Source organism: Klebsiella sp. KPN54798 (assembly GCF_021184225.1).
GTDB lineage: Bacteria > Pseudomonadota > Gammaproteobacteria > Enterobacterales > Enterobacteriaceae > Klebsiella > Klebsiella pneumoniae.
Window position 1 is genome coordinate 4851098 of the sequence record NZ_CP089234.1, and the last position, 24350, is coordinate 4875447.

Annotated in this window: 26 protein-coding genes and 1 pseudogene; 15 read left to right on the forward strand and 12 right to left on the reverse strand. The window is 59.1% G+C overall.

Annotated elements, in window-relative coordinates:
- The first annotated feature begins 51 nt into the window (after positions 1–51).
- Positions 52–555: a GNAT family N-acetyltransferase gene (locus LPQ25_RS23260; protein WP_004152275.1), complete on the forward strand. Its 504-nt coding sequence runs from the start codon at positions 52–54 to the stop codon at positions 553–555.
- A gap of 69 nt (positions 556–624) precedes the next feature.
- Here LPQ25_RS23260 and miaE read toward each other — a convergent pair whose 3' ends face one another.
- Positions 625–1389: a tRNA isopentenyl-2-thiomethyl-A-37 hydroxylase MiaE gene (gene miaE, locus LPQ25_RS23265; RefSeq protein ID WP_012737236.1), complete on the reverse strand. Its 765-nt coding sequence runs from the start codon at positions 1387–1389 to the stop codon at positions 625–627.
- A gap of 58 nt (positions 1390–1447) precedes the next feature.
- Entirely contained in the window at positions 1448–1870 is a 423-nt protein-coding gene (gene rraB, locus LPQ25_RS23270; RefSeq protein ID WP_002886947.1) for a ribonuclease E inhibitor RraB, read from the reverse strand.
- A 98-nt stretch (positions 1871–1968) separates the two neighbouring features.
- Here rraB and argL point away from each other — a divergent pair, with 98 nt between their 5' ends.
- Together argL and argF are read left to right on the forward strand one after the other, a co-directional pair.
- Positions 1969–2064, forward strand: coding sequence for a putative translational regulatory protein ArgL (gene argL, locus LPQ25_RS27460; protein ID WP_370736902.1), 96 nt, complete (start codon positions 1969–1971; stop codon positions 2062–2064).
- Positions 2034–3038, forward strand: a complete 1005-nt coding sequence (gene argF, locus LPQ25_RS23275; protein ID WP_234599492.1) for an ornithine carbamoyltransferase — start codon at positions 2034–2036, stop codon at positions 3036–3038. The genes argL and argF overlap by 31 nt, the downstream gene beginning before the upstream one ends.
- Positions 3039–3099: 61 nt before the next feature.
- On the opposite strand, the gene LPQ25_RS23280 is transcribed toward argF, so the two are convergent.
- Positions 3100–3552 (reverse strand): YhcH/YjgK/YiaL family protein, encoded by a 453-nt coding sequence (locus LPQ25_RS23280; protein ID WP_009309302.1) that lies wholly within the window; start codon positions 3550–3552, stop codon positions 3100–3102.
- Positions 3553–3746: 194 nt separating this feature from the next.
- Here LPQ25_RS23280 and LPQ25_RS23285 point away from each other — a divergent pair, with 194 nt between their 5' ends.
- From LPQ25_RS23285 to ridA, 5 genes are all read left to right on the forward strand, one after another.
- Entirely contained in the window at positions 3747–3851 is a 105-nt protein-coding gene (locus LPQ25_RS23285; RefSeq protein ID WP_002886930.1) for a pyrBI operon leader peptide, read from the forward strand.
- Positions 3826–3885: a pyrBI operon leader peptide gene (locus LPQ25_RS27235; protein ID WP_227650304.1), complete on the forward strand. Its 60-nt coding sequence runs from the start codon at positions 3826–3828 to the stop codon at positions 3883–3885. Before LPQ25_RS23285 ends, LPQ25_RS27235 begins: the two co-directional genes overlap by 26 nt.
- 2 nt (positions 3886–3887) lie before the next feature.
- Positions 3888–4823 (forward strand): aspartate carbamoyltransferase, encoded by a 936-nt coding sequence (gene pyrB, locus LPQ25_RS23290; protein WP_002886928.1) that lies wholly within the window; start codon positions 3888–3890, stop codon positions 4821–4823.
- Between the two features lie 13 nt (positions 4824–4836).
- On the forward strand, positions 4837–5298 hold the full coding sequence (pyrI, locus tag LPQ25_RS23295) for an aspartate carbamoyltransferase regulatory subunit (RefSeq protein ID WP_002886927.1): 462 nt from the start codon (positions 4837–4839) through the stop codon (positions 5296–5298).
- A gap of 152 nt (positions 5299–5450) precedes the next feature.
- Entirely contained in the window at positions 5451–5837 is a 387-nt protein-coding gene (ridA, locus tag LPQ25_RS23300) for a 2-iminobutanoate/2-iminopropanoate deaminase (RefSeq protein WP_002886926.1), read from the forward strand.
- A gap of 73 nt (positions 5838–5910) precedes the next feature.
- Here ridA and mgtA read toward each other — a convergent pair whose 3' ends face one another.
- Positions 5911–8619 carry a magnesium-translocating P-type ATPase gene (gene mgtA, locus LPQ25_RS23305; RefSeq protein ID WP_012737235.1) on the reverse strand — a complete coding sequence of 903 codons (2709 nt, stop codon included), beginning with the start codon at positions 8617–8619 and terminating at the stop codon, positions 5911–5913.
- A 145-nt stretch (positions 8620–8764) separates the two neighbouring features.
- The gene (gene mgtL / locus LPQ25_RS27465; RefSeq protein WP_219620685.1) at positions 8765–8980 is read right to left on the reverse strand and encodes a mgtA regulatory leader peptide MgtL; all 216 of its coding nucleotides are present in this window, start codon (positions 8978–8980) and stop codon (positions 8765–8767) included.
- Between the two features lie 18 nt (positions 8981–8998).
- Here mgtL and treR point away from each other — a divergent pair.
- From treR to treC, 3 genes and pseudogenes are all read left to right on the forward strand, one after another.
- Positions 8999–9944: pseudogene (gene treR, locus LPQ25_RS23310) on the forward strand (trehalose operon repressor TreR).
- A gap of 130 nt (positions 9945–10074) precedes the next feature.
- Positions 10075–11493: a PTS trehalose transporter subunit IIBC gene (gene treB / locus LPQ25_RS23315; RefSeq protein ID WP_004186710.1), complete on the forward strand. Its 1419-nt coding sequence runs from the start codon at positions 10075–10077 to the stop codon at positions 11491–11493.
- A gap of 51 nt (positions 11494–11544) precedes the next feature.
- On the forward strand, positions 11545–13200 hold the full coding sequence (treC, locus tag LPQ25_RS23320; protein WP_012737233.1) for an alpha,alpha-phosphotrehalase: 1656 nt from the start codon (positions 11545–11547) through the stop codon (positions 13198–13200).
- Between the two features lie 55 nt (positions 13201–13255).
- On the opposite strand, the gene celB is transcribed toward treC, so the two are convergent.
- The 3 genes from celB to LPQ25_RS23335 form a co-directional block, all read right to left on the reverse strand.
- A complete protein-coding gene (gene celB / locus LPQ25_RS23325) occupies positions 13256–14608 on the reverse strand; it encodes a PTS cellobiose transporter subunit IIC (RefSeq protein ID WP_004146783.1) in 1353 nt (450 codons plus the stop codon).
- A 26-nt stretch (positions 14609–14634) separates the two neighbouring features.
- Positions 14635–15942 carry a 6-phospho-beta-glucosidase gene (locus LPQ25_RS23330; RefSeq protein ID WP_004177662.1) on the reverse strand — a complete coding sequence of 436 codons (1308 nt, stop codon included), beginning with the start codon at positions 15940–15942 and terminating at the stop codon, positions 14635–14637.
- Positions 15943–16032: 90 nt separating this feature from the next.
- Positions 16033–16296 (reverse strand): PTS sugar transporter subunit IIB, encoded by a 264-nt coding sequence (locus LPQ25_RS23335; protein WP_014908078.1) that lies wholly within the window; start codon positions 16294–16296, stop codon positions 16033–16035.
- Positions 16297–16425: 129 nt separating this feature from the next.
- On the opposite strand from LPQ25_RS23335, the gene LPQ25_RS23340 reads away from it, so the two are divergent.
- The 4 genes from LPQ25_RS23340 to nrdG all read left to right on the forward strand — a co-directional run bounded on the left by LPQ25_RS23340 (position 16426) and on the right by nrdG (position 20633).
- Positions 16426–16599, forward strand: a complete 174-nt coding sequence (locus LPQ25_RS23340) for a hypothetical protein (RefSeq protein WP_041169004.1) — start codon at positions 16426–16428, stop codon at positions 16597–16599.
- Positions 16600–16601: 2 nt separating this feature from the next.
- Positions 16602–17345 carry a MurR/RpiR family transcriptional regulator gene (locus LPQ25_RS23345; RefSeq protein WP_002886905.1) on the forward strand — a complete coding sequence of 248 codons (744 nt, stop codon included), beginning with the start codon at positions 16602–16604 and terminating at the stop codon, positions 17343–17345.
- A gap of 356 nt (positions 17346–17701) precedes the next feature.
- Positions 17702–19840: an anaerobic ribonucleoside-triphosphate reductase gene (nrdD, locus tag LPQ25_RS23350; protein WP_004186701.1), complete on the forward strand. Its 2139-nt coding sequence runs from the start codon at positions 17702–17704 to the stop codon at positions 19838–19840.
- A 328-nt stretch (positions 19841–20168) separates the two neighbouring features.
- Positions 20169–20633, forward strand: a complete 465-nt coding sequence (gene nrdG, locus LPQ25_RS23355) for an anaerobic ribonucleoside-triphosphate reductase-activating protein (protein WP_004222151.1) — start codon at positions 20169–20171, stop codon at positions 20631–20633.
- 3 nt (positions 20634–20636) lie between these two features.
- On the opposite strand, the gene LPQ25_RS23360 is transcribed toward nrdG, so the two are convergent.
- The 4 genes from LPQ25_RS23360 to LPQ25_RS23375 all read right to left on the reverse strand — a co-directional run bounded on the left by LPQ25_RS23360 (position 20637) and on the right by LPQ25_RS23375 (position 24318).
- The gene (locus LPQ25_RS23360; RefSeq protein WP_004178374.1) at positions 20637–20921 is read right to left on the reverse strand and encodes a type II toxin-antitoxin system RelE family toxin; all 285 of its coding nucleotides are present in this window, start codon (positions 20919–20921) and stop codon (positions 20637–20639) included.
- On the reverse strand, positions 20911–21153 hold the full coding sequence (locus tag LPQ25_RS23365) for a type II toxin-antitoxin system RelB/DinJ family antitoxin (RefSeq protein WP_002886901.1): 243 nt from the start codon (positions 21151–21153) through the stop codon (positions 20911–20913). Before LPQ25_RS23365 ends, LPQ25_RS23360 begins: the two co-directional genes overlap by 11 nt.
- A 77-nt stretch (positions 21154–21230) precedes the next feature.
- The gene (locus LPQ25_RS23370) at positions 21231–23141 is read right to left on the reverse strand and encodes a BglG family transcription antiterminator (protein ID WP_012737231.1); all 1911 of its coding nucleotides are present in this window, start codon (positions 23139–23141) and stop codon (positions 21231–21233) included.
- A 22-nt stretch (positions 23142–23163) separates the two neighbouring features.
- Complete coding sequence (locus LPQ25_RS23375; RefSeq protein WP_012737230.1) at positions 23164–24318, reverse strand: lactonase family protein; 1155 nt, start codon at positions 24316–24318, stop codon at positions 23164–23166.
- Positions 24319–24350: the final 32 nt, after the last annotated feature.

Sequence of the window (24350 nt, forward strand, 5' to 3'; positions counted from 1 at the left end):
CGCGATGTTATTAACATCATCATTCGTCTTTTTTGGGTAATGAGTCATTGTATGAATACGAGCGTCCCCGCGGCGACGTTGCTGCGTCGCATTACGGCGGCAGACAATGCCGCCATCGCCAGGGTCATCCGCCAGGTCTCGGCTGAATATGGCCTGACCGCCGATAAAGGCTATACGGTCGCCGACCCGAATCTCGATGAGCTGTATGAGCTGTACAGCCAGCCGGGCTCCGCCTACTGGGTGGTGGAGCAAGAGGGGGAAGTAGTTGGCGGCGGCGGCGTCGCGCCGCTCGCCTGCAGCGAGCCGGATATCTGCGAGCTGCAGAAAATGTATTTTATGACCAGCGCCCGCGGCCAGGGGCTGGCGAAGAAGCTGGCGCTGCTGGCGCTGGACTACGCCCGCGAACAAGGGTTTAAGCGCTGCTATCTGGAAACCACCGCCTTCCTGACGGAGGCGATCGGTTTATATGAACATCTTGGCTTCGAGCACATTGACGGACCGCTGGGCTGCACCGGCCACGTTGACTGTGAAGTGCGGATGCTGAAAACGCTGTAGCGCCTCGATATCGCAGGCGTCCCCGGTAGCGCTGCGCTTACCGGGGCTACAGGGCCCGAATACGGCGGGTTACGCCGCTACCGGCACACCGCTGTGAAAGCGGAACTCGGCCTCCGGACGGAGGATCAGCGCCGCTTCCGCCTCGCCGAGCTGGCGCACCCGCTCGCTGATATCTTCTCCGGCAATCTTCTGCGCCAGATCCAGATAGTCCTGATAGTGACGCGCCTCGGAGCGCAGCAGCGACAGGTAGAACTTCTGCAGATCGTCGTCCAGCCACGGCGCCAGGGCGGCAAAGCGTTCGCAGGAGCGGGCCTCGATATAGGCGCCGCAGATCAGCTTATCGATCAGCATCACCGGCTCATGCGAGCGCACTTCGCGCCGCAGGCCGCGGGCATAGTTGCTGGCGGTGATTTTGACGTAGGGGATATCGCGCGCCAGCATCATCTCCCGCACCTGCCAGAAGTGATGCAGTTCCTCTTTAATCAACAAAATCATGCTGTCCAGCAGCTGGCGGCCCCACGGGTCGTCGGTCTGCGGCATGGCGCTTTTGTTGATCCGTTTATGCAGGGCGACAAAATCCGGCTCCGGCCCCCGGCGGTAGGTGAAGTCTTCGTACGGCTTCAGGCAGGCCAACAGTTCGTCGGCGTCAGCTTTATCCGCGACGTAGCGACGCACCAGCAGCATGGCGTTCTGCGCCGCTTTCAGCTCGCACACCATATGGTCGGTCAGCAGCAGCGCCAGGTTTTCCGGCTTGCGGGCTTCGTCAATCCACGCCTGCGGCGTCGGGCAGTGCAGGAAGTTGATAATCGGGGAAAGAATCTGCGGGTAATCCATGGAGGTTCCTTGCTATACGGCGGCAGGCGCCGCCGTATCCATCTACGACATTTGCGACTTAGTGGCGAACACCATCGTCGTCTTCATCGACATACTCTTCGTCATCGTCGTCGCCGTCTTCACCGTTCGGGTCCTCATAATAGGTGCCCCAACCGTCATACTCGACGTCATATTTTTCTGCCAGCGTCATCAGCTGTTCCACCTGGGCATCGATCAGATCTGCGTTCAGCGCGCATTCGCTCAGAATATCGCAGCAGATGACCATGTCACCCTCTTCCACTTCCAGCTCTTCGGGCTCGGTCACTTCGTAGCCCAGCTTGAACGCTTCAACCGCCACTTTCTCCAGGGTTTCGAAATCGTCTGCAGAGAGGTGATGCTCAATCGTGTACAGTGCGTCCGGATCGCTGCCATCTTCCAGCAGCTCTTCGATAATCAGACGCGTCTCTTCACGCTGTTCTTCCAGGTGTTCCGGGTTTGCCATGGCTCGTTCCTCATAATGTGCGGCAGTTATCCCTATTGTCACATACCGCCGTCATTGCCTCCACTTCTCAGTGAAAGATTTCGATCACAGACTTGCAAATGAATATTCATACATATAAATTGAATTTTAATTCAATTAGTGGCCTATGCCAGGTGAGGGAACCATGTCTGCGTTTTACCAGAAGCATTTTTTAAAGTTACTCGATTTTACGCCTGCAGAAATCACCGCCCTGCTCGAGCTGGCGGCAAAGCTGAAAGCCGATAAGAAAAACGGTATCGAAGTCCAGAAACTGGCCGGAAAAAACATCGCGCTCATCTTCGAAAAAGACTCAACCCGTACACGATGCTCTTTCGAAGTTGCCGCATACGATCAGGGCGCCCGCGTGACCTATCTGGGGCCCAGCGGCAGCCAGATTGGCCATAAAGAGTCGATCAAGGACACCGCCCGCGTGCTCGGACGGATGTACGACGGCATTCAGTACCGCGGCCACGGCCAGGAAGTGGTAGAGACCCTGGCGCAATACGCCGGCGTGCCGGTGTGGAACGGTCTCACCAACGAGTTCCACCCCACCCAGCTGCTGGCGGACCTGCTGACCATGAAAGAGCATCTGCCGGGCAAAGCCTTTAACCAGATGACGCTGGTCTACGCCGGCGACGCGCGCAACAACATGGGCAATTCGATGCTGGAAGCCGCCGCGTTGACCGGTCTGGATCTGCGCCTGGTGGCGCCATCGGCCTGCTGGCCGGAGGCCGCGCTGGTGGAGACCTGCACCGCGCTGGCCAAACAGCAGGGCGGCAACATCACCCTGACGGAAGATATCGCCGCGGGGGTGAAAGGCGCCGATTTTATCTATACCGACGTCTGGGTCTCAATGGGCGAGGCGAAGGAAAAATGGGCCGAACGTATCGCCCTGCTGCGCGACTATCAGGTTAACAGCGCGATGCTGGCGCTCACCGGCAACCCGCAGGTCAAGTTCCTCCACTGCCTGCCGGCGTTCCACGACGACCAGACCACGCTGGGCAAACAGATGGCTGCCGATTACGGCCTGCACGGCGGCATGGAGGTGACTGACGAGGTGTTTGAGTCGGCGGCGAGCGTGGTCTTCGACCAGGCGGAAAACCGGATGCACACCATCAAAGCGGTGATGGTGGCGATGCTGAGCAAATAACCCCTCGCTCGCGGCTGTCTCCCGGATGGCACGGCGTTCATCCGGGATTCGGTTCGCCATTTTACGCCATCAGCATCTTCACCACCGCTTTGCGCACCTTCGCCGGGGCGCCAACGGCGCACAGCGGTTTATGCACTTCGCCGGGATAAAACACCACAAAGTCCCCTTCGTTGAGGATCACCGTTTTTTCCTGCTGGCCTTCGGCAAGAAAAGCGATGTCTTTCTCCGCCAGCCAGTCGGTCTGCGGCTCTCCTGGCGGCAAGGTGCTGAAGGTCATCCCCTCGCTGCCGCGGAGCACAATCTGGATATCGAGATAGCGAGCATGGTATTCCGCGCGGCGCGCGGCCTGCGGCTCGGTGGTGTCTTCAGAAATCAGATAAAACAGGTTGTCGCCGTCGATAGCGTGTTTACCCAGCGGCGTCGCCTCGCTGACCTGAGCGATAACCTGTTCGATAGCCTCGCGCAGCGCGGCAGGCAGCCATGGCTGCAGATGGTGGATATTGCCAATAATCATTGCTTACCTCAAATATAAAACAGCATTTCATTTTATCGTGTTATACCCCCATCGCGGCTGCCATACCAGTACAGTTTCACACTTCTTTGCGCTGGCGCACTTTTCGACAGGCAAACGATTACCTGTTTGTGAATGAATCGCTTGATCGTCATAACGGTCTGCGTATAATGCCAGTCGTTTTGCCGGGAGGAAGCATGGCCAATTGCGTACGACATTCTGTCTTAGCGCGTCTCAATGCAGACGCTGGCCTGCCGTTTTTCTTTCCGTTGCTCATTGGATTCCCGAAGCCCCTTATTTAAGGGGCTTTTTTTTTGCCCAGGCGTCAGGAGATAAGCATGGCTAACCCGCTATATCAAAAACATATCATTTCCATAAACGATCTCAGCCGCGAAGACCTCGAACTGGTGCTGGCGACGGCGGCAAAGCTGAAAGCCAATCCACAACCCGAGCTGCTGAAGCATAAGGTTATCGCCAGCTGTTTCTTTGAAGCCTCGACCCGCACCCGCCTCTCTTTTGAAACCTCGATGCACCGCCTGGGCGCCAGCGTGGTCGGCTTTTCCGACAGCGCCAACACCTCACTGGGCAAAAAAGGGGAAACGCTGGCGGATACCATCTCCGTCATCAGCACCTACGTCGACGCCATCGTGATGCGTCATCCGCAGGAGGGCGCCGCGCGCCTGGCGACCGAATTCTCCGGCGGCGTGCCGGTACTGAACGCCGGCGACGGCGCTAACCAGCACCCGACCCAAACCCTGCTCGACCTGTTCACCATTCAGGAGACCCAGGGCCGCCTCGAAAACCTCAACGTGGCGATGGTCGGCGATCTGAAGTATGGCCGTACCGTCCACTCCCTGACCCAGGCGCTGGCCAAATTCAACGGCAACCGCTTCTACTTCATCGCCCCGGACGCGCTGGCCATGCCGCAGTACATCCTCGATATGCTCGATGAAAAAGGCATCGCCTGGAGCCTGCATAGCGCCATCGACGACGTGATGGCGGAAGTGGATATTCTGTACATGACCCGCGTGCAGAAAGAGCGTCTGGATCCGTCAGAATACGCCAACGTCAAAGCGCAGTTCGTCCTGCGCGCCGCCGACCTCGAAGGGGCGCGCGCCAACATGAAGGTGCTGCACCCGCTGCCGCGCATTGACGAAATCACCACCGATGTCGATAAAACACCGCACGCCTGGTACTTCCAGCAGGCCGGTAACGGCATCTTCGCCCGCCAGGCGTTACTGGCATTGGTACTGAATAGCGAGCTGGCACTGTAAGGGGGAATGAGAGATGACACACGACAATAAACTGCAGGTAGAAGCGATCAAACGCGGCACCGTGATTGACCATATCCCGGCGCAGGTCGGCTTTAAGCTGCTCACCCTGTTCAAACTGACCGAAACCGACCAGCGCATCACCATCGGCCTGAACCTGCCCTCCGGCGAGATGGGCCGCAAGGATTTGATTAAAATCGAGAACACCTTCCTGACCGACGAGCAGGTTAACCAGCTGTCGCTGTACGCCCCGCAGGCGACGGTAAACCGCATTGATGATTACGAAGTGGTGGGCAAATCCCGCCCGAGCTTGCCGGATCGTATCGATAGCGTGCTGGTCTGCCCGAACAGCAACTGTATCAGCCACGCCGAACCGGTTTCTTCCAGTTTTGCAGTGAAAAAACGCGCTGATGACATCGCACTCAAATGCAAATACTGCGAAAAAGAGTTTTCTCATTATGTGGTGCTGGCCAACTAAATGCGGTTGGTATTGGTGGTAGGCCTCCCTATAATGGCTACCACCCTACGCTTCGTCCTTCAGGCGGCGTCTGCGCCGGCGATACAGCGCTTACCGCCTGGCGGCAACCTGAATGATTTTGCGTAACATTACTCAGTTCATCTGGAGATAACATGAGCAAAACTATTGCGACGGAAAATGCACCAGCGGCGATTGGCCCCTACGTTCAGGGCGTTGACCTCGGCAGCATGATCATCACCTCTGGCCAGATCCCGGTCGACCCGAAAACCGGCAGCGTCCCGGAAGACGTGTCCGCGCAGGCGCGCCAGTCGCTGAACAACGTGAAAGCGATCGTTGAAGCCGCAGGCCTCACCGTCGGCGATATCGTCAAGACCACCGTATTCGTCAAAGATCTCAACGATTTCGCTACCGTTAACGCCACTTACGAAGCGTTCTTCACCGAGCATAACGCCACCTTCCCGGCGCGCTCCTGCGTTGAAGTCGCACGTCTGCCGAAAGACGTGAAGATCGAGATCGAAGCCATCGCCGTGCGTCGCTGATCGCTAACCTCGGCATGAAAAAAGGCAGCCCGCAGGCTGCCTTTTTTACGTGGTTCATCCGAAAACGCGTCCCTCACTGCCAGCCGTAGCGGCGGCTGTAGAAGCCCTTCACGGCCTGGGTCAGCACCATATAGCCCGCCAGGATCGCCACCAGCCATGGGAAGTAGCTCAGCGGCAGGGCCTGCAGCTGCAGGTAGCTCGCCAGCGGCGAGAACGGCAGCGCGATACCCACCGCCATCACCACCAGAGTCATGGCGAACAGCGGCCAGGCGGCCCGGCTCTGAACGAACGGAATGCGCCGGGTGCGGATCATGTGCACAATCAGCGTTTGCGACAGCAGCCCTTCGATAAACCAGCCGGACTGGAACAGGGTCTGCATCTCCACGGTATTGGCGTGGAACACCCACCACATCAGGCCGAAGGTGAGGATATCGAAAATCGAGCTGATCGGTCCAAAGAAGACCATAAAGCGCCCGAGATCGGCCGGGTTCCAGCGCTGCGGTTTGCGGATCTGCTCATCATCGACGTTATCAAACGGGATCGCCACCTGAGAAACATCGTACAGCAGGTTCTGAATCAACAGGTGCAGCGGCAGCATCGGCAGAAACGGCAGGAAGGCGCTGGCCACCAGCACGCTGAAGACGTTGCCGAAGTTGGAGCTGGCGGTCATTTTGATGTACTTGAGCATGTTGGCGAAGGTGCGGCGGCCTTCGATTACCCCCTCCTCCAGCACCATCAGGCTCTTCTCCAGCAGAATGATATCCGCCGCCTCGCGGGCGATATCCACCGCGCCGTCGACCGAGATGCCAATATCCGCCGCGCGCAGCGCCGGAGCGTCGTTGATGCCATCGCCCATAAAGCCCACCACGTGACCTTCGCGTTTCAGCAGCGTCACGATACGCTCTTTATGCAGCGGCGCCAGGCGGGCGAACAGCGTGGTGCGTTTGGCCAGCACCGCCAGCTCGTCGTCGCTCATGGCTTCAATCTGGCTGCCAATCACCACTTCGCCAGCATCCAGTCCCACTTCATGGCACACCTTCGCCGCCACCAGCTCGCTGTCGCCGGTGAGGATCTTCACCGTGATGCCGCTGGCCTTCAGCGCCTTCAGCGCCGGGGCGGTGGTCTCTTTCGGCGGATCGAGGAAGGCGATGTAACCTTCAAGGATCAGGTCCGACTCATCGGCGCGCTGGTAGTCGCCTTCGCGGGCCGGCAGGTATTTGGTCGCCACCGCCACCACCCGTAGCCCCTGTCGGTTGAGGGTATCGGTCACCCGGCGAATGCGGCGCAGCATGGTGTCGTCCAGCGGTACGATATCGCCGTTGTAGCGCACCTGGGTCGAGACGTTGAGGATCTCCTGCAGCGCCCCTTTGCAGATCAGCTGATGCGCGGCGTCATCCTCCTTCACCACCACCGACATGCGGCGGCGTTCGAAGTCGAAGGGTATCTCATCCACCTTCTGCCAGCGTTCCGCCAGCCCGCGGGCGGCATCCAGCTCAACCCCGTCCAGCACCGCGGTGTCGAGCAGGTTTTTCAGGCCGGTCTGGTAGTGGCTGTTGAGCCAGGCGGCATGCAGTACCCGCTCGCAGACCTTGCCGGAGACGTCGGTATGGTTCTCCAGCACAATCTTATCCTGGGTCAGGGTGCCGGTTTTATCAGTGCAGAGGATGTCCATCGCGCCGAAATTCTGAATGGCGTCGAGGTGCTTCACGATGACCTTTTGCTTCGACAGCTTCACCGCCCCGCGCGCCAGCGTCGAAGTGACGATCATCGGCAGCATCTCCGGCGTCAAGCCGACCGCCACCGACAGCGCGAATAGCGCCGCCTCCCACCAGTCGCCTTTGGTGTAGCCATTGATCAGCAGCACCACCGGGGCCATCACCAGCATAAAGCGGATCAGCAGCATGCTGACCCGGCTGATGCCCTTCTGAAAGGCGTTCGGCTCGCTCTCCTGTTCACTGACGCGGCCGGCCAGTTGGCCAAACCAGGTGCGGCCGCCGGTGGCGAAGACGATGGCCTGCGCCGAGCCGCTCACCACGTTGGTGCCCATAAAGCACAGGGTGTCGCACTCCAGCGGGTTTTGCTGCAGCGGATCGCGGCTGCGAGCCACTTTCTCCACCGGCAGCGATTCGCCGGTCAGCGAGGCCTGGGCGACGAACAGATCCCGCGCCTGCAGGATACGCAGGTCCGCCGGGATCATATCCCCCGCCGACAACCGGATAATGTCGCCCGGCACCAGCTGGTCGATAGGCAGCTCCAGCCAGCGGCTCTCCCCCTGCTCGTTCACCACCCGCAGCACGGTGGCGGTGTTGCTCACCATCGCCTTCAGCGCATCCGCCGCTTTGGTCGAGCGCGCCTCCTGGATGAAATTGAGCAATGTCGAGATCCCCACCATCAGGGCGATAACCCCGGCGGCGAACAGATCCTCGGTGGAATAGGAGACGATGCCGAGCACGGTCAGCAGCAGGTTGAACGGGTTGCGATAGCAGGTCCACAGATGCACCCACCACGGGGAGGGCTTCTGCGCCGGGATCTGGTTGTCACCATGTTTGAGAATTTTCGCCGCCACTTCGCCTTCATTGAGCCCTTCAGGGTGGCTGTCAAAGGCGCGCCAGATCTCCTGGTCGTCCATCGCCGCCACGTTCAGGCAATGCTGACCAAGCGATTCAGGAATGGGGCCACTCGCCAGATGGCGGGCGTCCGGCAGCGGATCGCGCTGGACTAAACGACGTGGCAGATGGCGGCTAAGCTGCGCGAACAGCTGCCGGGTATAATTTTTCAGCATAAACAGTCCCTCCGCGCTCGCCAAAGCGAACGCAGCGTTGCCGACGGGCGTAGCAAAACTTACCTGTCAGGCATGTTATTTTTATGGCAGGGACATCAAGGACGTCACTGCTTTACGCTTTCCGGTAAAGCAGTGTTAAACAGGCTTACCGGAAAGAAAGGTTGCTCCATCGAGGATGAGGAGTGGGATCGGGGTCCATAACTATCTCCGGTAAGTGAATATAAACGGCGCGAATTATAGCGCCCTCGCTGAGGATTGTGTGGCAATAATGGCGATGATAAACCCGCGCAACTAAACCGAACGTAAACCAGACTTTGCTCATTGCGGTTTGGTTGAGTAGCATTAGGCTCACTTCTACCATCCCTGACGAGAATTCCGCATGCAGAACCGGCTGACCATCAAAGATATCGCGCGCTTAAGCGGCGTAGGGAAATCGACGGTATCCCGCGTCCTTAACAACGAGAGCGGGGTCAGCGAACGGACCCGCGAGCGCGTCGAAGCGGTGATGCAGCAGCACGGTTTCTCGCCTTCCCGTTCCGCCCGCGCCATGCGCGGCCAGAGCGATAAAGTGGTGGCGATTATCGTCACCCGTCTCGATTCGCTGTCGGAAAACCTTGCCGTGCAGACCATGCTGCCCGCCTTTTATGAGCAGGGTTACGATCCGATTATGATGGAGAGCCAGTTCTCCCCGGCGTTGGTGGAGGAGCATCTCGGCATGCTCGCCCGGCGCAATATTGACGGCGTGGTGCTGTTCGGTTTTACCGGCATCGACGAAGCGATGCTCGCCCCTGGCGCGACACCCTGGTGCTGATGGCCCGCGACGCTCCCGGCTTCGCCTCGGTGTGCTATGACGACGAGGGGCCATCACGCTGCTGATGCAGCGGCTCTACGATCGCGGACACCGCCACATCAGTTTTCTTGGCGTACCGCACAGCGACGTCACCACCGGCGAACGCCGCCATCTGGCCTATCTCACCTTCTGTGAAAAGCATCGTCTGACGCCCACCGCCGCCCTGCCGGGGCTGGGCATGAAGCAGGGATATGACACCGTCGCCAGCGTGCTGATGGCTGAAACCAGCGCCCTGGTCTGCGCGACGGATACCCTCGCTCTCGGCGCCAGCAAGTACCTCCAGCAGCAGGGTCGCGATGCGCTGCAGCTCGCCAGCGTCGGCAGCACGCCGCTGATGAAGTTTCTCCACCCGGAAATCTTGACCGTCGATCCGGGCTATGCCGAGTCCGGACGCCGGGCCGCCCGGCAGTTGATCGAGCAGATCGCCGGCAGCGTCGATCCCCGCCAGATCGTGATTCCCGCCGCCCTCAATTAATCTCGCTCGGGCGATTTATGTGATCGTCGCCGGGTTTCGGGAACGTTCCCATTTTGCAAATTAAGCGGAACGGTTAGGATGCCCTCAAGGTAAAAACGGCATCTCTCCCCTCTGTTTTTGAGGCTTCATCATGAGCAAAGTAAACCAGCAGGACATCGATAAACTGATCGAACTGGTGGGCGGGCGCGGTAACATCGCCACCGTCAGCCACTGTATTACCCGTTTGCGCTTTGTGCTGAACGACCCGGCCATCGCCAGACCAAAAGAGATTGAGCAGCTGCGCATGGTGAAGGGATGCTTCACTAACGCCGGCCAGTTCCAGGTGGTCATCGGCACCGAGGTGGGCGATTACTACAAGGCCCTGCTGGCGACCACCGGCCAGACCTCCGCCGATAAAGAGCAGGTCAAGCAGGCCGCGCGGCAAAATATGAAGTGGCATGAACAGTTAATCTCGCACTTCGCCGAGATCTTCTTTCCCCTGCTGCCGGCCCTGATCAGCGGCGGTCTGATCCTCGGTTTCCGCAACGTTATCGGCGACCTGCCCATGAGCAATGGCCAGACGCTGGCCCAGATGCACCCGTCGCTGAAAACCATCTATGACTTCCTGTGGCTGATTGGCGAGGCGATCTTCTTCTATCTGCCGGTGGGGATCTGCTGGTCAGCGGTGAAGAAGATGGGCGGCACGCCGATCCTCGGGATCGTCCTTGGCGTCACCCTCGTCTCCCCGCAGCTGATGAACGCCTATCTCCTCGGCCAGCAGGTGCCGGAGGTGTGGAACTTCGGCCTGTTTACCATTGCCAAAGTCGGCTACCAGGCGCAGGTGATCCCGGCCCTGCTGGCTGGCCTGGCCTTAGGCTTTATCGAGACGCGCCTCAAGCGCATTGTGCCTGACTACCTCTACCTGGTGATTGTCCCGGTCTGCTCGCTGATCCTCGCGGTGTTCCTCGCGCACGCCATTATCGGTCCGTTCGGCCGCCTGATCGGCGACGGCGTGGCCTTCGCGGTACGCCATCTGTTAACCGGCAGCTTCGCGCCGATCGGCGCCGCGCTGTTCGGCTTCCTCTACGCGCCGCTGGTGATTACCGGTGTCCACCAGACCACCCTCGCTATCGATATGCAGATGATCCAGAGCATGGGCGGTACCCCGGTGTGGCCGCTGATTGCGTTGTCGAATATTGCCCAGGCGTCGGCGGTGGTCGGCATCATCATCGCCAGCCGCAAGCAGAATGAACGTGAAATCTCGGTACCGGCGGCGATCTCCGCCTATCTCGGGGTCACCGAGCCAGCGATGTACGGTATCAACCTGAAATACCGCTTCCCGATGCTGTGCGCAATGATTGGCTCTGGCCTCGCCGGCCTGCTGTGCGGCCTGAACGGCGTGCTGGCGAACGGCATCGGCGTCGGCGGCCTGCCGGGGATCCTCTCCATCCAGCCTACCTACTGGCAGGTGTACGCCATGGCGATGGCTATCGCGGTGGTGGTGCCGATTATCCTCACCAGCGTGGTGTATCAGCGCAAGTACCGTCAGGGCACCTTGCAGATTGTCTAACTTCTTCTTTCGGGGCGCCTTTGGCGCCCCTCGTTGCAGCAGGAAAGTACTATGAATCATCTCCCCCACTGGTGGCAAAACGGCGTTATTTATCAAATCTATCCGAAGAGTTTTCAGGATACCACCGGCAGCGGTACCGGCGACCTGCGCGGCGTCACCGCCCGCCTCGACTATCTGCAAAAGCTTGGGGTCGACGCCATCTGGCTGACGCCGTTCTACGTCTCACCGCAGGTAGATAACGGCTACGACGTGGCGAACTACACCGCCATCGACCCCTCCTACGGCACGATGGCCGACTTTGACGCCCTGGTGGCGGAGGCGAAGGCCCGCGGCATCCGTATCGTGCTGGATATGGTGCTGAACCACACGTCGACCGAACATGAATGGTTCCGTCAGTCGCTGAATAAGGAGAGTCCCTACCGCCAGTTCTATATCTGGCGCGATGGCGAACCGGACGCCCTGCCGAACAACTGGCGCTCTAAATTTGGCGGTAACGCCTGGCAGTGGCACGCCGACAGCGGGCAGTATTATCTGCACCTGTTCGCCATTGAGCAGGCGGATCTCAACTGGGAGAATCCGGCGGTGCGCGCCGAGCTGAAAAAGGTCTGCGAATTCTGGGCTGACCGCGGCGTCGACGGTCTGCGCCTCGACGTGGTCAACCTGATCTCAAAAGACCAGACCTTTCCCTGCGATCTGGACGGGGATGGCCGCCGCTTCTATACCGACGGCCCGCGGGTGCATGAGTTCCTGCAGGAGATGAGCCGCGATGTCTTCACCCCGCGTAACCTGATGACCGTCGGCGAGATGTCCTCCACCTCGCTGGAGCACTGCCAGCAGTACGCCGCGCTGGACGGCCGCGAGCTGTCGATGACCTTTAACTTCCACCATTTAAAGGTCGATTATCCCGGCGGAGAGAAATGGACCCTCGCCCGCCCGGACTATGTGGCGCTGAAGGCGCTGTTCCGCCACTGGCAGCAGGGAATGCACAATCGGGCGTGGAACGCGCTGTTCTGGTGTAACCACGATCAGCCGCGCATCGTGTCGCGCTTTGGCGACGAAGGCGAGTACCGGGTGACGGCGGCGAAGATGCTGGCGATGGTGCTGCACGGCATGCAGGGCACGCCCTATATCTACCAGGGCGAAGAGATCGGCATGACCAATCCGCACTTCAGCAGCATCAGCGATTACCGTGACGTCGAAAGCCACAATATGTTTATCGAACGTGCGGCGCAGGGGCAAAGCCCGGACGAACTGCTGGCGATCCTCGCCAGCAAGTCGCGCGACAACAGCCGCACGCCGATGCCGTGGCACGCCGGCGAGAACGGTGGCTTCAGCGACGGTGAGCCGTGGATCGGCCTTGGCGATAATTACCAGGAGATCAACGTCGAGGCGGCGCTGGCGGACCCCGATTCGGTGTTTTATACCTATCAGCAGCTGATTACGCTGCGTAAAACCCTGCCGCTACTGACCTGGGGTGATTACGAGGATCTGCTGCCGGAGCATCCGTCGCTGTGGTGCTATCGTCGTCAGTGGCAGGGGCAAACGCTGGTAGTCGCCGCTAACCTGAGCCGCGAGCTGCAGGCCTGGCAGCCCGCTGAGGCCCCGGGCGAGTGGAAGATGATCATCAGCAACTATGCCGAGACCACCCCGCGCCCGACCGGGCTGACGCTGCGGCCGTTCGAAGCGATATGGTGGCTGCAGGGATAACGCTTTTCCCCGGTGGCGCAACGCTCACCGGGGCTACGATTCGTCAGGCTGGAAGTTATGCGCGGTCGGCATCAGCAATCGCAGCGCTCGCTTGGGGTTGCGCCGAGGCGTGCTCTTCTTTTGCCTTTAGCCGATCCCAGGCGCGGAAGAACGGATAGTAGACCACCAGCGAAATCGCTAAATTCACCACCTGCAGCACCGTGCCGGAGATATGCCCTCCGGTCGCCAGATAGCCGCTGATGAAGATCGGCGTGGTGAACGGCAGCGCGATTCCGGCGGGCGGCGCCACCAGCCCGGTCGCCATCGCGGTATAGGACACGATCACCAGCAGCACCGGCGTTAAAATAAACGGCAGGAAAAAGTACGGGTTCATCACCAGCGGGATGCCAAACACCATCGGCTCGCTGATGTTAAACAATGCCCCGGGCGCGGCAATTTTCCCCAGCTGTTTCATCTGCTGGCTACGGCTACGCAGCAACATAAAAATCACCAGCCCCAGCAGCGCGCCGGTACCTCCGGGGGCAATCCACAGATCGTAAAACTGCTGAGTAATGATATGCGGGATCGGCTGACCGTTCTGGAAGGCCGTCAGGTTCTCGGACATATTCGACAGCCATACCGGCTGGATAAACACCAGTACGATCGCGTCGCCGTGCAGGCCCAGGGTCCACAAAATACCAATCAAAATGACTGAAATAATCATGCCCGGCAGCGTACCGCCGACGTGGTGCATCGGAATACCAATCAGGGTGGCGATCATACTGTTGATGTCGCCGAACGGCGAGGCCTCGACCGCCAGGCGCAGCGCCAGCACCACCGCCAGAACACAGAAGCCGGGGATCAGGGCGAGGAATGATTTCGCCACTGCCGGCGGCACGCCGTCCGGCATGCGGATAACGAGATTGCGGCTGGCGACCAAACGATAAATCTCCGTCGACAGCAGCGAAATGACAATGGCGACAAACAGCCCCTGGCTGCCGACCATGCTCACCGGGATCACCCCTTTAATCACCTCCGCCGCGCCGTGTACCGGCGTAAACAGCGTGTTCTGCGGGATCGTCATCATGAAGGCCACCAGCGACATCGCTCCAGCGCTCAGCGGATCGAGAGTGCGATACTTCTCCGCCAGCCGGTAGGCGATGCCGAAGCTGGAAATCAGCGCCATGATGTCGTAGGTCGCTTTCACCGGGTACAACATTTTATCGCGCCAGACCTCGCCAAACAGGCTGCTCATCATATCGGCATAGCCGGGGATCGGCAGGTAGGCGAAAATCAGGAAGAATGAGCCAATCAACATAAACGGCATATTGAGAATGATGCCGTCGCGCACCGACAGGACGTGCTTTTGCCCGGCGATTCTCAGCGCCGCCGGCATGACGTAACGTTCAATCCAGCTTGTATTCGACATGGTGTGCTCCCGAGGGGAAATAGCGGTCAGTTAAATTGCGTCAGCCATTGACGGTTGATGGTTAATACTTCATCCAGCAGCGCCTGGGCATCGGTGACGTTACCGACCAGCGGGTTGGTCACCAGCGCCAGCAGTGCGCTTTCGCGACAGCCGTGTACCGCGGCTTCAATCGTCAACCGCTCGAAGGCTTTCACCTGCTGGGTCAGGCCATTCATCGCCGGCGGCAGCGGGCCGAACGCCAGCGGCCGCGCCCCTTGCGCATCAATAATGCTGTTGGTTTCCACCACCGCATCATCATCCAGGCCATGAATCGCGCCGTTGTTGCGGGTATTCACCACCATCTCCGCGCCCAGGTTGTTGTAGATCGCGTTGATAAGCTCGACGGCCACCTCCGAGTAGTAGGCGCCGCCGCGAAAGCTCAGTTGCTCCGGTTTTTCTTCCAGCTGCGGGTCGGCGTACAGCGCAAACAGCTCCTGCTCGACTTTCATCACCTGTTCGGCGCGGGTGCCCTTGGTTTTCGCCGCGGCGATCTCTTCCGCCAGCATCGCCGGCGTCAGCCAAAAATAGCGATGATAGGGGCACGGAATCGCCTTCAGCGCGCGCAGGAATTCCGCCGGCCACGGCAGCTCTTTAATGTTGTTCATCGACAGCGCCTTACCGTCGCACAGCATGTCGATCACTTTGCCGGTGACATCCTCGCGCCCCTGTAGCACCTTATGCACCCAGACCATATGGTTGAGCCCGGCAAAGCGCAGTTTTACTTCGGACTCCTGGGCGCCCAGCATCCCGACGATCATGTGCTGCATGTTGATCGGCACGTTGCACAGGCCGATGATCTTCGCCGTGCTGTAGCGGCTGACCGCCTCGGTGACGATCCCCGCCGGATTAGTAAAGTTGAGAATGAACGCTTCCGGCGCCAGCTGTTCCACTTTGCGCGCCACCTCAAGGATCACCGGGATCGTCCGCAGCGCCTTGGCAAAACCGCCGACGCCGGTGGTCTCCTGGCCCAGCAGGTGGTACTTGAGACCCAGCCGCTCATCGGCGGCGCGCGCCGCCAGCTGTCCGACACGCAGCTGGGTCAGCACAAAGCTGGCGCCGCGGATGGCCTCATCGAGCGTAAAGTGGACGCTGACCGCCACCTGCTCCAGCCCTTTATGTTTCAGCATCCGCCGGGTCAGCGCGGCGATGATCTCCACCTTTTCCCGGCCGGATTCGACATCTACCAGCGCCAGCTCTGTGACCGGAAGCTGCTCGTAACGAACGATAATCCCTTCAATAAGCTCCGGCGTGTAGCTGCTGCCGCCGCCGATAACGGCAATTTTCAGTGCTTGCATAGTGTCCTCTTTTCGGATTTTCGGCATACAGAGCGCCGCGCGCGATCGGCAGGACCGCACGTGATGATGATGAAAAACGGGATGAGAAAATTAGTGTTCGAGCAGGGCTAGCGCTTTATCCAACACCGCGGCGCCGCGCATCATGCCGTAGTCAGCCATATCGATCACCGCCACCGCCTTGCCCTGGGGCGCGGCCAGCGCGGTTAGCCGTCCGGCTTCATATTTAACCTGCGGCCCGAGCAGGATGACGTCGGCGTTCGGCAGTTCGCGTTCAAATTCCGCCACCGCCACCGCATAGATTTCCAGCGCCAGCGCACGCTGCTGGGCTTCTGCTTTCATTTTGTTCACCAGCATGCTGGTCGACATGCCTGCGGCACAACAGAGTACGATTCGTGGCATTGCGCTTCCCCTTTACGTGTTATCGCTTCAGCCCTCAGGGCCTGGACGACTATATTGTTAATATTGTGTGATAGTGAAGGCTATATGAAAATAATTTTCACCGATGTGATCGAGGCTCAATTTTTGCGCATTTTTATCGCCAGGGCGTCACCCTTTACTGCTCTGACCATAGGAAATATGCGGCGTGGGTGCTATAAAGAGAGACAGTCGATAATTGAAAAATATTTTCAAATACGGGTTTTGCCAAAGGGAACATGAGGATGGATATCGTAGGTCAGCTGCAGGAAGGAATGCGCCGCTTTAGTGCCCAGGAGTCGCGCGTCGCCACCTTTATTCTACAAAATCTAAGCTTTACCGCCAGCGCCTCTATTGACGAGCTGGCAGCCAGCGCGGGGGTCAGCCCTGCCACCATTACCCGCTTCGCCCGCTCGGTGGGCTGCGATGATATTCGTGATCTGCGTAAACAGCTGGCGCAGGCCAGCGAACGGCGCGCCAGCTGGCTTACGCCGGACAGCGCCGCCCTGCCCGTCGCCTGGCGCGACAAACTTAGCAGCCTTGGCGTTACCCTAACTCGTCAGCTCGGCCATACCGCGGAAGCGGCGGTGGAAAAGTGTAAATCGCGCCTGCTGAGCGCCCGTGCGGTACACTGCTTCGCCCTTGGCGCCCAGGACGTGACGCTGGCCGCGCTGCTCCAGCATCAGCTACTGCCCTCCGGCATCGCGATTAATCTCTGTCAGGATGCGGCGCTGATGCGGCTGACCGCCAGCACCCTCAATGACGATCATCTGCTGCTGGTGCTGGCCACTGCCGAGGCCAACCCTGTGTTGCAAAGCGCTACTTTGCAGGCGCGTACGCAGGGAGTGACCATTATTGCTCTGACGCCGGAACAGCACGCCCTTGGCGATATGGCCAGCGCCATCCTGCCGCTGCCCGCTGACCCGCAGCAGGCTCGCTATGCCCTGCTACTGCTGGTCGATCTGCTTAACGATACGTTGATTGCCTGAATATTTGCCCGTTTCATGCCTGAACGGGCTCGATTTTTGCTTATATTTTAAGCGCCTAAATTTACATTTATCGCCAGCGCCCATCATCCGTACTCTCACCTTTTTACCTTGTTCTGGGTCAATAAAATCGCAAACATCTTTGATGCAAATCACTACATATAGAACTTAAAATGCGCCTCGGCCCAACATGTTGTATTAATCGTCTATTATGTCACCATATCTTGTCGATGTCTGGCGGTGATGAGATGTGGATAAAACGGGCCGGATCCGAAGGTAAACAGCACGAGCCGTAGCGTGCAGCGCCTTCGGGATAACCTCCGCCTCTGTGGATAACCTGTTCTATATATGGAGTGATCATGACACCGCATGTGATGAAACGTGATGGCTGTAAAGTGCCGTTCAACTCAGAGCGCATTCAGGAAGCAATTCTGCGTGCAGCTAAAGCAGCGGGAGTCGATGACGCAGACTATTGCGCCACCGTCGCAGAAGTCGTTAGCCAACAAATGCAGGGCCGCGCCCAGGTCGACATCAACGAGATCCAGACCGCGGTGGAAAACCAGCTGATGTCCGGCCCCTATAAGCAGCTGGCGCGCGCCTACATTGAGTATCGCCATGACCGCGATAGCCAGCGTGAGAAGCGCGGCCGCCTCAATCAGGAGATCCGCGGCCTCGTCGAGCAGACCAACTCCGCGCTGCTCAACGAAAACGCCAACAAGGACAGTAAAGTCATCCCGACCCAGCGCGACCTGCTGGCCGGGATCGTCGCCAAGCACTACGCCCGGCAGCACCTGCTGCCCCACGATGTGGTGATGGCCCACGAGCGCGGCATGATCCACTATCATGACCTCGATTACTCGCCCTTCTTCCCGATGTTCAACTGCATGCTGATCGACCTGAAAGGCATGCTGACCCAGGGCTTTAAGATGGGCAACGCGGAGATCGAGCCGCCGAAGTCTATCTCTACCGCCACCGCGGTGACAGCGCAGATCATCGCCCAGGTCGCCAGCCATATTTACGGCGGCACCACCATCAACCGCATCGACGAAGTACTGGCGCCGTTCGTCAGCGAAAGCTTCAAAAAGCATCGCAAAATCGCCGAAGAGTGGCAGATCCCGGATGCCGAAGGCTATGCCCGCGCCCGTACCGAAAAAGAGTGCTACGACGCCTTCCAGTCGCTGGAGTATGAGGTTAACACACTGCATACCGCCAACGGCCAGACGCCGTTCGTCACCTTCGGGTTCGGCCTTGGCACCAGCTGGGAATCGCGGCTGATCCAGCAGTCGATTCTGCGCAACCGCATTGCCGGCCTCGGTAAAAATCGCAAAACCGCGGTGTTCCCGAAACTGGTGTTCGCGATCCGCGACGGCCTGAACCATAAGTTCGGCGACCCGAACTACGACATCAAACAGCTGGCGCTGGAGTGCGCCAGCAAGCGCATGTACCCGGATATCCTCAACTACGATCAGGTGGTGAAAGTCACCGGGTCGTTTAAAACGCCGATGGGCTGCCGCAGCTTCCTCGGGGTATGGGAAAACGAGAACGGCGAGCAGGTGCATGATGGACGCAATAACCTCGGCGTGATCAGTCTCAACCTGCCGCGCATCGCCCTGGAAGCGAAAGGCGATGAAGCCGCCTTCTGGGCGCTGCTGGACGAGCGCCTGCAGCTGGCGCGTAAAGCGCTGATGACCCGTATCGCCCGCCTGGAAGGAGTGAAGGCTCGCGTGGCGCCGATCCTGTATATGGAAGGCGCCTGCGGCGTGCGGCTGAAAGCCGACGACGACGTCTCCGAGATCTTCAAAAACGGCCGCGCGTCCATTTCTCTGGGCTATATCGGTATCCATGAAACCATCAATGCGCTGTACGGCAACCAGCATATGTACGACAGCGAGGCGCTGCGTGAGAAAGGCGTGGCCATCGTCCAGCGCCTGCGCGACGCCGTCGATTTGTGGAAGGAAGAAACCGGCTACGGCTTTAGCCTGTACAGCACGCCGAGCGAAAACCTGTGCGATCGCTTCTGCCGTCTCGACACCGCCGAGTTTGGCGTGGTGGAAGGGGTAACCGACAAAGGTTACTACACCAACAGCTTCCACCTCGACGTGGAGAAGAAGGTCAACCCGTACGACAAGATCGATTTCGAAGCGCCGTACCCGCCGCTGGCCAACGGGGGGTTCATTTGCTACGGCGAGTACCCGAATATCCAGCATAACCTCAAGGCGCTGGAAGACGTGTGGGATTACAGCTATCAGCACGTGCCGTACTACGGGACCAATACGCCGATCGATGAGTGCTACGAGTGCGGTTTTACCGGCGAGTTCGAGTGCACCAGCAAGGGCTTTACCTGCCCGAAATGCGGTAACCACGACGCCGCCCGCGTTTCCGTTACCCGCCGGGTGTGCGGTTATCTCGGCAGCCCGGACGCGCGGCCGTTCAACGCCGGCAAGCAGGAAGAAGTGAAGCGCCGCGTGAAGCACCTGGGCAATGGGCAGATTGGTTAATTCCAGCTGGTTTAGCCCCTCACCCTCTCCCCAACGGGGAGAAGGGACCGGCCCCGTAGCCGTTTGGCCACTAAGGAGCCGTTCCCGGATCGCGGCGCAAAGCGCCTTATCCGGGCTACAACCGCGTATGCGGCTTTTCGTAGCCCGGGCGAGCGCAGCGACGCCGGGAGCCGTTCCCTTTACAAATGCACAGCACCTCCGTTTTCGCAAAGCAATTAGCGTCAGAGCAAGGCGGCAAACGAGGGAATCCCCGGGAGCGTACATTCAGTACGTGACTGGGGTGAGCGAGCGCAGCCAACGCGGCTATGGCGTTAATTGAGAAGCGAAAATGAATTATCACCAGTACTACCCCGTCGACATCGTCAACGGCCCCGGCACCCGCTGCACCCTGTTTGTCTCCGGCTGCGTCCACGAGTGCCCCGGCTGCTACAACAAAAGCACCTGGCGGGTGAACTCCGGTATGCCGTTTACCGCTGAGATGGCCGACCGTATCATCGCCGACCTCAACGACACCCGCATCAAACGCCAGGGGCTTTCGCTCTCCGGCGGCGATCCGCTGCATCCGCAGAACATCGCGGATATTTTAAAGCTGGTTCAGCGCGTACGCGCCGAATGCCCCGGCAAAGATATCTGGGTCTGGACGGGCTATAAGATTGACGAACTGAACGCCGAGCAGATGGAAGTCGTGAACCTGATTAACGTGCTGGTTGACGGTAAGTTTGTGCAGGATTTGAAAGATCCGGCGCTTATCTGGCGCGGCAGCAGCAACCAGGTCGTACATCATTTGCGATAGCGTTTAGAGCCGTTTATTCGCCTGATGATAAACGGCCGCTTTCTCTCTTTTGCCAATGGCAATAACGTAAACCACCACCACACTATCTCGTACTTGATACACCAACCGATAACCTGACGCCTTAAGCTTGATTTTGTAGCAATCCGGTAAATCGCTCAGCCTGGTCGACTCAATTCGCGGATTCTGCACAATCTGCTGGAGCTTATTTTTGAACTGTTTTTTGACCGTCTCGCCAGGCTTCTGCCATTCGCGCCAGGCTCGTGGATCAAACTCCAGTTCATAGGTCATCCAGACTCACCTTAACCCCCGGCCGTGGGTTTTCCAGCCGTTCGCGAACGGTGCGTAATAACGCCGCTTCGCCATCACTGATGGTCATACTTTTCACCGGCATGCGGCCATTTTCCGCAATGTATTGAAACAGCAGGCGTACCGCCTCCGTTGGTGTCATATCGAGTTTCTCCAGCACGGCATAAGCCTCTTTTTTGAGTTTATCGTCCAGTCGAACATTGAGCGTGGCCATTATGCCTCCAGAAAAGGGAATTTTGTAATGCAGTATAGCATTACATTTGAATTACACTCGAATCTGGAAAACGCCTCTCAAAACCGGCTGACGCACTCCATCGCCACCGTTTTAAACTCATCGAAGCTGCGGGTCGCGGCGAGGCGACTCATGGCGCGCTCGCGCAGGAAAGTCACGAAAATATCGTAGATCGCCATCGCCTCTTCATACTCGCGTTTGCTGATAGCGAGCAGGAAAATGAGATGGGCGGTTTCGTCGCCCCAGGCGATGCCCTGCGGGACGATAACGGTATAAACCACCGTCTTTTTCGCCAGCAGCCCCAGGGAGTGCGGCAGCGCAATGCCATCCCCTAACATGGTGCTGACGATCGCTTCACGTTCCACCACCGAAGCATGAAACTCCGCATCGACAAAGCCTTCCTCCAGCAGCTGCTGGCACAGCTCGGCGAACAGCGTTTGCTGATCCATCGGCTTATCGACCACCCGGAAGTGGGCGGCATCGAAGTACTTATTCAGCATCCACGGACGGGTACGGTCCACCAGCACCAGCTTGCCGATTTGATCCAGCTGATAGTCGGTGGGGAACGGCGCGATGGTCACCACCGGCTTGTCTTTTTCGCCGATCCGCACCGTTGAGATAACGAAATCCGCCTCGATCGCGTCCCGCTGTTCGTACTCGCGCTGGGAGATGGTAGCGGCGATCTCCAGCTGCGGATATTTGCGCTGCAGGATCGCTTCGATCATCCGTACCATCGCATTGCTGGTATCGCACACCAGCAGCACCTGCGGCTGACGCTGGTAGCCGATGTTGTAGTGGCGCTCCAGCCCAACGCCGATATGCAGTACCAGAAAGCCGATTTCGTTTTCGCTGATGGTGTACGGAGTATATTTCCCCCAGCTGGAGACCGCGGCCAGGGTCATATCCCAGGCCATCGGGTAGTGCTGTTTGATGTTATCCAGCAGCGGATTGGGGATCATGATCTGGTAGCGCACCCGGGTGATCATGGTTTTAATGTGGGTCAGCAGATCGGCATGCAGCTGGGCGTCGTCCAGCAGGTTGTAATTATACTGGCTGTTGATGTAGCGCAGGATGTAATTGACCAGCGCTTCATCATCGTCGGCGCTGATAGTTTCCGGATCGACATCCTGCACCTGACGGGCCGCGATATGCACGCATAGCCACTCTTCTTCGGCGGGCGATAAAGGTTTCCCGGCCAGCCGCTGCAGCTCGCCCGTCAGCTCGCGCGCGGCGTCGCGGACGTTCTGCGCCACATCTTCAGCGCTGAAATCGGCCAGCGGGTAGCCTTCGCTGACGCGGCGCACCACCACCGCGCCATACAGGCAGACAAAGCGCTCGCCGGCGTCGGTGAGGCGAATATGATGCCGCGTGAGCGTCTCCTGCAGCACCGGCTCCAGCAGCGCTGGCACCTCCGCCGCAAAGGCCTCGGCGCCGATCGGCGGCGCGATATCGCCTTGCTGGGTCAGCTCCCACAGCAGGTCGGTCAGGCAGGCGCGAATTGACACCTCGCTGCCGAACAGCTTCATGCCGTGGCGCGGGCGGGTTTCAAGAGTCAGCTGATAGCGCTGGAAGCGCTCGCGCACCTCAACCATGTCATTTTGCAGCGTGGCGCGGCTGACGAACCACTCATCCGCCAGGTCTTCCAGCTTGATAGAGAACGCCGAGGTCAGGAAACGCACCAGCAGAAACGTGATGCGATCCTGGGCGGTACGCGGCACGTGCTGCGCCTTCGGCGCGGTCTCCTCCAGCGCCTGGAAACTCGTCGGATTATCTATCTTCAGCTGATAACCGCTGCCGCGGTTAAGGATAAACTGCGCGCCATATTGCGCCAGCAGCGTATTCAGGGCGGTAATATCGGCGCGCACGGTACGGGTGGAAACCGACAGGCGTTGCGCCAGCTCATCCTGCGGCAGCGTTTCATTTCGCAGTAGGGTGAAGAGTTGCGCTAAGCGTTGGTTGGGAAATCGCATGTCAGTTCCTTGTTGTTACGGCTCAGGGTTGGGCGGATATCACCATCTGCGATGGGCTACCGACCGGCGTATAGTCGGAGGCAAAGGTTAATTTGCCATCCTTCGGCGCCACGCTGAAGCGGGTAATATTATCGCTACGCTGGTTCATGACGTACAGCCACTGCCCCTGATTATCCAGCGTCAGGGTGCGGGGATAATCGCCACGCGTCCAGATATCTTCCTGGTGACTCAGGCTGCCGTCGGCCAGCACCGTGAAGTGGGCAATGCTGTTATGCAGGCGGTTGGCGACATATAGCTGTTTGCCATCGTTGCTCAACACAAGTCCGGCGGCAAAGCTGGTGCCTTTATACCCTTCCGGCAGCGCGGAGACAGTTTTGCCTTCACGCAGCAGGCCGCTTTGCTTATCCAGATGATAGAAGGTCAGCGTCGACGCTTCCTCATTAATCAGCCACAGGCCGTCGCCCTTTGGCGTAAAGACGAAGTGGCGCGGGCCGGCTCCCGGCGACGAGGCGGCGATAAACGGCGGATCGTTCGGCGTTAGCTTGCCGCTGGCGCTATCCAGCCGATACTGATAGATCCGATCCAGCCCCAGATCGGTAGAGTAAACGTATTTCCCGCTGGGATCGGCGGCGATCATATGGGCATGCGGGCCGTTGTGATCGCTGATGGCGAAGCTGCCCTCGACGGCCGCCGCCGGGCGTTCGGCGCCTGCCGGGCCTTCATCCTGATGCCTGTCCACCGCCTCAGCCAGGCTACCATCTTCTTGCACCGGTAGCACGGCGATACTGCCGCTGACATAGTTAGCCACCAGCAGATGCTTACCGTCCGGCGTCAGGGAGAGATACACCGGCCCGGCGCCGCCGGAGGCGACCTGATTGAGCGCGGTCAGCTCGCCGTTCTTTTCAATGCGCCACGCCTGCACCACGCCTTTTTCGACTTCACTGGCGGCATACAGCGTTTTGCCATCGCGCGACACGGTTAACTGCGCGACATTCGGCAACGAGCTCACCAGCGTCTTATCGCGCAGGGCGCCAGTTTTGGCATCGACGGTAAAGCGATACAGACCTTCGCCATTGGGGTTATAGGTGCCTACCCAGGCATAGTGGGTTTGCGCGGCGCCCGCGGCGGCGGCAAACAGGGACAGTGAAGCGACAAGCAGATGACGAGCGACAGGCATAGCAACTCCTTGATGGTTCAGTGGGATAAGCT